We start from the raw sequence: 8,106 nt of genomic DNA on the forward strand, positions 1-8,106 counted from the left end.
GCCCCCTTCACCCACTGCGCCTGCTGCGCTCGCCCCACCCGCGTCACCTTCGTCGCCCCGCTCACACCCCCATCTCCTGCATCGCGCCCTGTCCGAGAGGCCGTCCGAGAGGCCGACTGTCTCCCTCACAGACACCACGCTCACGGACACCGCCGTCCTTCCGCTCGTCGGGCGGGATGCCGAGCAGTGCTCGCAACGTCGGCAGGACGGCCGATGAGCGCTCCAGGTCCCATCCCGGGCCGAAGCCCGGCGCCGAAGCCGCTGCCGAGGTGGCGCCCGCACGGGCGCGGCCGTCGACCGGCCCGCGCCGCACGAGCTCCCCCAGCGTCCGCCGCACCCCCGCTTCGTACGCCGAGAACGTACGGCGCAGCAGCGGCAGCACATCGGTGAACGCGCCTGGTGCTACGCCGCTCAGCCAGCCGTCGATGAGAGCGAGCAGCCGCTCATCGTGGACAAGGAGCATTCCGCCGCCCGCGCCGCCCCCTATGAACCCCTCGATCCAGGCGGCCGCCGCCGTGGGTTCGGTGCCTGGGGACAGGGCGAGCCCCATGAGCCGGGCGGCTTCTCCCTCCGCCAGCCTCCCGTCATCCAGCAGCAACCGGGCCGCCCGGCCACGTATCAGCCCGGGCGTGCCGTCCCGCACGGCCAGCACCCGCAACACGGCCGACCAGCGAGCCCGGAGACCACCGCCCTCACGCGCGCTCCCCCCGCCCCGGGAGACGGCAGCGTGGCCCCCACCGGCCTCCGCACCGCCGACACCGCCGCCGCGACCGTCACTTCCCCCGCCACCGCGGCCACCGTCTCCGCTACCCGCACCGGCACCGGCACCGGCACCGGCACCGGGGATGCTGTCAGCGGCACCGCCGTCCACGCCAGCGTCCACGCCGCCGTCCACGGGGTGCTCCCGGGTCTCCGCCAAGAGCCCGATCGCCTGGTGTGCGGCATCCAGGTGTCCCCACATCTCGGCAGCGCCGTCCGCGTCCAGACCGACGCAGGCGGGCGGCAGCCCGACACAGACACGTTCGGCGAGACCCGCGGCGACCTCGCCGAGTGCTGCGGCGTCCGTGCCGCGTACGTCCCCGTACCGCACGGACCGCACCAACGCGGGCAGCGCCTGCGCGAGGTGACCGACATCGGCGTCGAGCGCGGCGCGGTCCGCGAGGACTCGCATGACCACGGGCAGGGCGTCGGGAAGCCCGGCGAGCAGGCACTGCTCGGCCAGCTCGGTCACCTCGGCAAGCGCCTTCGCCGCCACGGCACGTGACTCGGCCTTCGCTGTGGCGGCCGACAGCACGGTCGTACCCCACACCCCGGCTTCGGCGAGGCGTACCGACAACTCGGGCTCCCAGCGCAGCCGCCACGTCTCGCGGAACGTGCCGGTGCTGGCGCGCGCGGGGGATGACGGGACGCCCCAGTCGATGCCGAGCAGTCGCAGCCGGTGGAGTAGCCGGCTGCGTTCCGCGTCGGTGTCCTTGCGCAGATCCAGGTCCAGCTCGCGGTCAGCGGCCGCTGCCTTGAGGCGCAGCGTCTTCTGCAGCCTGGCCAGATCGCGCTGGAGGGGCGTCGCGGGCGCCGAGTCGGGCACTTCACCGAGCTCATCCCCGACGATCAGCCGGTCCTGTACGAGGACGAGCGGCACATCGGAGCCGTCGCACATCACGGACCGGATGGCGTCCGTGGTCTCGGTGAGCCCGGCGAGCGGGCGGCCGCGCATGGCCGCAAGGGTCTCTGCGAGCCGGACCGCCTCAATGACGTGCGCGGTCGATACCGGGTAGTCCTCGTCGCGGAACAGCCCGGCGACCTTGGCCATCCAGCGCTCGATGGGCCGGTCCGGAGACCGGAACAGGTGGCTGTACCAGCCGGGTGAGGCGACACCGGCACCGTAGCCTCCTCCCGGCTTCCCCGGGTCGCCCAGCCGGGACAACCGCCGGTGGGTCCAGGGCACCCAGCTCAGCTCCACCTTGGCCTTGGGCAGCCCCTGGAGGAGCTTGCGGTCGGCGGTCACGGTCGTCCGTGCCGCCAGCGCGGGCACGTGCCAGGCGCCGCAGACCACGGCCACCTGGTCCCCGAACTCCCGCCGCGCTTCCCGCAGCCGGAGTCTCATGTGCGCCTCGCGGGCGGCGTCGTGGTCATGCCCACCGTGCCCGTACTCGGCTCGCAGCGCGCCCATGGCGTCGCTGAGCGCGACGAACGGGGCGAGCGCGCCCGCTCGTTCCGCGTCGCGTGCCGCCGCCTGTCCCGCGTCCTGCGGCGCAGCCCGCTCCGCCGCCGTTTCCCCGTCTGCGCCCGCCCCTGGCGTGCGGGACAGTGCCGCGACGGTCTGAGCGCTGCGGTGTTCGACCACGTCCTCCCACCAGCGCTCGGGGTCGTCGTGGCCCGCCGCCTCAGCGAGCACGGCGAGCGGATCGACGCGCACTCCCGCGGCGCTCGTCTTCCCGGCTGCCCGCCCATCTCCTGCCCCGGGCTCCGCGCCGTCCCCCTCCGGCTCAGCGTCCCCCTCTGATCCCGCGTCCGCGTCCGCGTCCGCGTCCCCGTTCGCTTCCTCCTCCGCCGCGGCGAGTGCCAGCGAGTGCGCCGCCGGAAGGTCGATGAAGCGCACCGGAACGCCGCGCCCGAGGGCCCACCGGATCGCCACCCACTCCGGCGAGAACTCGGCGAGCGGCCAGAAGGCGGCCCGCCCCGGCTCGTTCACCACGTGGGCGAGCAGTGCGACCGGCGGCCGCATGCCCTCCTCGGCGGCGAGCCCCACCACCGCGTCCGCCTCCGGTGGCCCCTCGATCAGCACGGCCTTCGGCGCGCAGTGTTCGAGCGCGGCCCGCACGGCACGCGCCGAGCCGGGGCCGTGATGCCGCACGCCGAGCAGCAGCGGGCCCGCCGTGACGGCGGCAGCGGGCGCATCCGGGGCCTGGGTCATGAGCTCACCTCCCGGCAGGCGCGGTAGAAGTCCTTCCACCCGTCGCGCTCGCGGACGACCGCTTCCAGATATTCCTGCCAGATGACACGGTCGGCCGCCGCGTCGCGGACGACCGCGCCCAGGATGCCCGCGGCGACGTCGCCCGCGCGCAGCACGCCGTCACCGAAGTGGGCGGCGAGCGCGAGGCCGCCTGTCACCACGGAGATGGCCTCCGCCGTCGAGAGCGTGCCCGACGGGGACTTGATCTTCGTACGGCCGTCTCCGGTGATTCCTTCCCGCAGCTCCCGGAAGACGGTGACCACGCGCCGGATCTCTTCCACGCCCTCGGGGACGGCGGGCAGATCGAGCGACTTGCCGAGCTGGTCGACCCGCCGCGTGACGATGTCCACCTCGGCTTCCGGCGTCGCCGGGAGCGGCAGCACGACGGTGTTGAACCGGCGACGCAGCGCGCTGGACAGCTCGTTGACGCCCCGGTCCCGGTCGTTCGCCGTCGCGATCAGGTTGAATCCGCGCACCGCCTGCGTCTCCTCCCCCAGCTCGGGGATGGGCAGGGTCTTCTCGGACAGGACCGTGATCAGCGTGTCCTGTACGTCGGCGGGGATGCGGGTCAGCTCTTCCACCCGCGCGGTCATGCCCTCCGCCATGGCGCGCATCACCGGGCTGGGCACCAGGGCGTCCCGGCTGGGCCCGTGAGCCAGCAACTGGGCGTAGTTCCACCCGTACCGGATGGCTTCCTCCGGCGTCCCCGCCGTGCCCTGCACCAGCAGTGTCGAGTTGCCGCTCACCGCCGCCGCCAAGTGCTCGGACACCCATGTCTTGGCGGTCCCCGGCACGCCGAGCAGCAGCAGCGCCCGATCGGTCGCCAGCGTCGTGACGGCGACCTCGACGATGCGGCGCGGCCCCACGTACTTGGGAGTGATCACGGTGCCGTCGGGCAGCGTCCCGCCCAGCAGATACGTCGCCACCGCCCACGGCGACAGCCGCCAACGCGTGGGCCGGGGCCGGTCATCGGCTGCCGCGAGCGCCTTCAGCTCGTCGGCGAACGTGTCCTCGGCATGCGGCCGCAGCACCGCCTCCGGATCAGCTGCGGCCCCCGCCGCGCCCACCGCCACCGCACCGGCGGCCGAACCCCCGATGCCGTCCCCCGCCACCTGCGCGGCACTGCTCTCCGGCACCTTCGCGCTGCCGCTCTCCGACATCCTCATCATGGCGTCCCCGGCCTCGTTCGCGGTTCCCGAAACGGTCACAGATCCCCCTCCTCACGCACCATCCGGCTGCCTCAGCCGGGGCACGTCATCCACCATGCACCACACCTCTGACAATCCCCCTCGGCCGCCCAACTCCGCAGGTCAGAACGATTGTCAGAGGTGAAGCGTAGCTTCGTGAGCATGAATCCGCAGGGGGAACGCTGGACGGCGGAGCAGGTGCTTGCCCTCGCTCCTGACGCCGCATCACGCAAGGCGGGCGGCAAGCTCGCCACACCGGCGCCGTGGTCGGGCACGGGCGTCCATGACCAAGCTGTTTGGGGGCTGTGTGCGGGCAGCGGCGGCAAGCCGTACCAGACGGTCGTGGACACCTCCGGCCCGGCTTATCACTGCGGCTGCCCGAGCCGGAAGTTCCCGTGCAAACACGCGCTGGGGCTGCTCCTGCTCTGGTCCGCGGATGACGCCGGGGGAGACAGCGAGCCGCCGCCGTGGGCCGAGCGGTGGCTGGATGACCGGCGGGAGCGCGCCGAGCGCAAGGCGGCTGCCGCAGCCGCAGCAGCTTCTTCCGCAGCCGGGACCGGTAGCGGACGCGGTCCCGGCGGACCCGGTGGGTCCGGCGGATCTGACGAGTCCGGTGGGCCGGCTGTCCCCGGCGCGCGGGACTCAGCGGAGGTGTCCGCCGCGGCCCGCCGTCGCACGGACCGTGCCGAGCAGCGCGAGCGGCGCATCGCCGCAGGCGCCACAGAACTGGAGCAGCGCCTCGCGGACCTGCTGCGTGACGGCCTGGCCACTGCCGACCGTGACGGATACGCGCAGTGGGACGAGACGGCCGCCCGCATGGTCGACGCGCAGGCCCCCGGCCTCGCCGCCCGGGTCAGGGAGTTGGGCGCCATCGCGTCCTCAGGCGCCGACTGGCCGTCCCGACTGCTGGAGGAGTGCGCCCTGCTGCACCTCCTCAACCAGGGCTTCCTGCGCGCCGCCGGCCTGCCGGCTCCCTTGGCGGCCACAGCACGCACCCGTGTCGGCCTGGCCACGGACACAGCCGGACTGCTGGCGTCGGCCCCGCCCGTCCGGGACCGCTGGCTCGTGCTGGCCCAGCAGGACAGCGATGACGGCAAGCTGCTCACGCGCCGCGTCTGGCTGCGCGGTGAACGAACGGGCCGAATGGCCCTCCTGCTGTCCTTCGGAGCCGCCGGCCGGGCTCCCGACCTCGCCTTCCCCGTCGGTCTCGTGCTCGACGCCGACCTCGCCTACTACCCGTCCGCCCGCCCCCTGCGCGCCGCACTCGGCACCCGCTACGGCATGTCGAACAGTGCGGTCGCCACAGCAGACGCCGCTGCCCTCCCCCCGGCGCCCACCCTGCCGCTGACGCCCCTCCCCGGCATGAGTGTCTCGGCCGCTCTCGCCGCCTATGGCGAGGCTCTACGGGACGACCCCTGGCTCGATACCTGGCCCGTCATCCTCTCCCGGGTCGTCCCGGTCCCGGAGACCGCCTCTTCCGCCGCCGTCAGCCATACGGCACAGCCAGCCGCCGGGGGCAGCGACTACTCCCCGGAAACCGACGCCGGAGGCTGGCAGTTGGCCGACGCCGAGTCCGGCCAGGCCCTCCCGGTCGATCCGCGCTGCCCGACAGATCTGTGGCAGCTCGCTTCACTATCGGGCGGCGCTCCCGTCACCGTCTTCGGTGAATGCGGACACCGCGGCTTCATCCCGCTGACCACCTGGGACGAGTCGCCCGTGGCGCTCTCATCGGACGGCCGCCGCCCCACGACCTACGGAGGCACGCCGTGAACCAGGCCACCGAGCAGACCGCGAGCCACCCCACGCACGACACCGTGGCGCGCGCCGTGGACCGCGCCGACGCCACCGCCCGCGCGGACCCCGCCAGCTGGAACGACCTGCTCGCGGCGGCGCTGCTCGGCACCGACCGGCGCACCCCGCCGGTCACCGCGCGCCGTGACCAGGACGCTGCAACAGCCCTGCTCGACGCCGCCGCACTCAGCACGGTGCGGCGCCGCGCGGGGCTGCGTCCCGCCGCAGCGCGACCCCGTCCCGCGCCCGCGCCCGAGGACACCCGCCCCGCGCTGCCGCCCGCCGCCCGCCGCCGGTTGGCCATGCTGCTCGCCGACCGCGCGAGCCCCGGCGCAGGCGGCCCGCGCACCGCGCCGGACCTCACGGAGCTGCTGCCCCAGTGGCTCGCCGCCGCCAACGAGCACGGCTACCGCGCCCCCGCAGCCCTGCTCCCCACGCTCCTCGACGCGGCCCGGGCGCGTACGGACCTGCGCCCGGCAGCGCTCACCCTGGCGGGCCCCCGCGCGCTGTGGCTCGCCCGCCTCAACCCGGACTGGAAGTTCGCCCTACGCGCCGTCCCCGGGACCGAGGCTTCGGACGCGGCGCTGCTCAGCGCCACGGCGGACAGCACGACGACGGCGTCCGCAGACGAGGCCGATCCCGCGCCCTTCCCCAGCGCCGTGCAACGCCGCTGGGAAGAGGGTCTGTTCGCCGAGCGGGTCGCGCTGCTCGCCTCCGTACGGCGCCGGGACCCGGCCGCCGCACTCTCTCTGCTGGCCAGCACCTGGTCCACGGAACGGGCCGAGGACCGGCTGATGTTCCTGGACTCGCTGCGCGAGGGGCTGTCGTCCGCCGACGAGCCCTTCATCGAACAGACGCTGTCGGACCGCAGCCGCAACGTCCGTTCCACAGCGGCCGAACTGCTCTCCGCGCTTCCCCACTCGGCCCTCGCCGCGCGGATGGCCGCCCGCTCCCTGGCCTGCGTAGCGCTCGAAAGCCCGGCCGACGGACCGCCTGCGGGCGATGGCGCGAGCGGAGACGCGAGCCGAACGACGGCCCACGAGCCGCGTGTGACCGTAGCGCCGCCGCGTGCCTGCGACAGCGCGATGCAGCGGGACGGCGTCGTACCCAAACCGCCCTCTGGGCGTGGCGAACGTGCCTGGTGGCTCGGCCAATTGGTGGAGGCGACGCCCCTTGGTTCCTGGACGGAACAGTTCGGTGGACGCACGGCGGCGGAGATCCTGGCGCTCCCCGTCGCCGACGGCTGGCAGACGGAACTGCACGCCGCCTGGAGCCGCGCAGCCGTGCGGCAGCGCGACGCGGCATGGGCGCGGGCCCTGCTGAGCGCCCCCGCGTCCACCACCTCATCCAGCACGCTCGGATCACCGACACCGTCACCGTCACCGACACCAACGCCGGCACCGTCGACGTGGGCGCGGAGTGCGCCGCAGCCGCACAGCGCTCCGTCCCGCGCTCCAGCCCCGGCCGCTGGCGCTGCCGCCCCCGGCGCCGCGACTGGTGGCCCTGCGGCTGCCAGCCCTGTGCCCACCACTGCCAGCACTCCCGCCGTGCGGGCGGCGCTCGGCGGGCCCGCCAGTTCCGGCGTCGCGGGGATCGACGGCCCTTCCTGGCGGGACCCGGCCAAGCTGCTCACGGTGCTGCCTGCGGAGGAACGCGCTCTGTGGGTGGCGGAGTTCATCGCCGCTCATGGCCTGTCCGACGCGTTTCGCCTGCTCGGCGTGTGCACGGTGCCTTGGGCCGAGCCCCTGGGCCGAGCCGTTGTGGACGCGCTCGATATCGCCCGGGACGCCGGTAGCTATCCATGGAGTTTCAGCGGCGTCATGGGGCTGGCCGAGCGTTGCCTGGACCCGGCACAGGCGGACCGGCTGGAGGTACTGACCGCGATATCGGACGAGCCGGAGGACGGCTCGCCGGGCGCCGTCGGCTACTGGTCGGAGGCGTTCCGGCGGCTCGTGGGCACCCTGCGGCTGCGGGCGGCCATGCAGGCGGAGCTGGCCGGAGCGACCTCTCCCGGTACGGCGGCGGGCTCGCCCACCGCCCCCTAGCTGTTCTGTCCGGGGAGGTTGTGGACAGGTGAGCCAGGTCTCGGCTGAGGGAGCTTGAACAGGTGAGGGCCTTCCGGGTTCGGTGTGGATTGCGACGTCTACACCGACCGAAAGGCCCTCGTGCCCCACC

General features: G+C 74.3%; 4 protein-coding genes. 2 read left to right on the plus strand and 2 right to left on the minus strand.

Annotation, left to right across the window (positions count from 1 at the left end; genetic code table 11):
• Positions 1 to 61: 61 nt before the first annotated feature.
• Both AC5P1B_RS33380 and AC5P1B_RS33385 read right to left on the minus strand, forming a co-directional pair.
• The gene (locus AC5P1B_RS33380; RefSeq protein ID WP_493891761.1) at positions 62 to 2,914 is read right to left on the minus strand and encodes a DUF5682 family protein; all 2,853 of its coding nucleotides are present in this window, start codon (positions 2,912 to 2,914) and stop codon (positions 62 to 64) included.
• Entirely contained in the window at positions 2,911 to 4,161 is a 1,251-nt protein-coding gene (locus AC5P1B_RS33385) for an ATP-binding protein (RefSeq protein WP_493891762.1), read from the minus strand. The genes AC5P1B_RS33380 and AC5P1B_RS33385 overlap by 4 nt, the downstream gene beginning before the upstream one ends.
• Positions 4,162 to 4,302: 141 nt before the next feature.
• Here AC5P1B_RS33385 and AC5P1B_RS33390 point away from each other — a divergent pair, with 141 nt between their 5' ends.
• Both AC5P1B_RS33390 and AC5P1B_RS33395 read left to right on the plus strand, forming a co-directional pair.
• Positions 4,303 to 5,910, plus strand: coding sequence for an SWIM zinc finger family protein (locus AC5P1B_RS33390; RefSeq protein ID WP_493891763.1), 1,608 nt, complete (start codon positions 4,303 to 4,305; stop codon positions 5,908 to 5,910).
• The gene (locus AC5P1B_RS33395) at positions 5,907 to 7,976 is read left to right on the plus strand and encodes a DUF5691 domain-containing protein (RefSeq protein ID WP_493891764.1); all 2,070 of its coding nucleotides are present in this window, start codon (positions 5,907 to 5,909) and stop codon (positions 7,974 to 7,976) included. Before AC5P1B_RS33390 ends, AC5P1B_RS33395 begins: the two co-directional genes overlap by 4 nt.
• The last annotated feature ends 130 nt before the right edge of the window (positions 7,977 to 8,106 follow it).

Source organism: Streptomyces sp. A01, assembly GCF_059026195.1.

Excerpts from the sequence above, each read along its gene's own strand:
- AC5P1B_RS33380 (WP_493891761.1), bottom strand. The coding sequence starts at position 2,914 with ATGACCCAGGCCCCGGATGCGCCCGCTGCCGCCGTCACGGCGGGCCCG.
- AC5P1B_RS33390 (WP_493891763.1), top strand. The coding sequence starts at position 4,303 with ATGAATCCGCAGGGGGAACGCTGGACGGCGGAGCAGGTGCTTGCCCTC.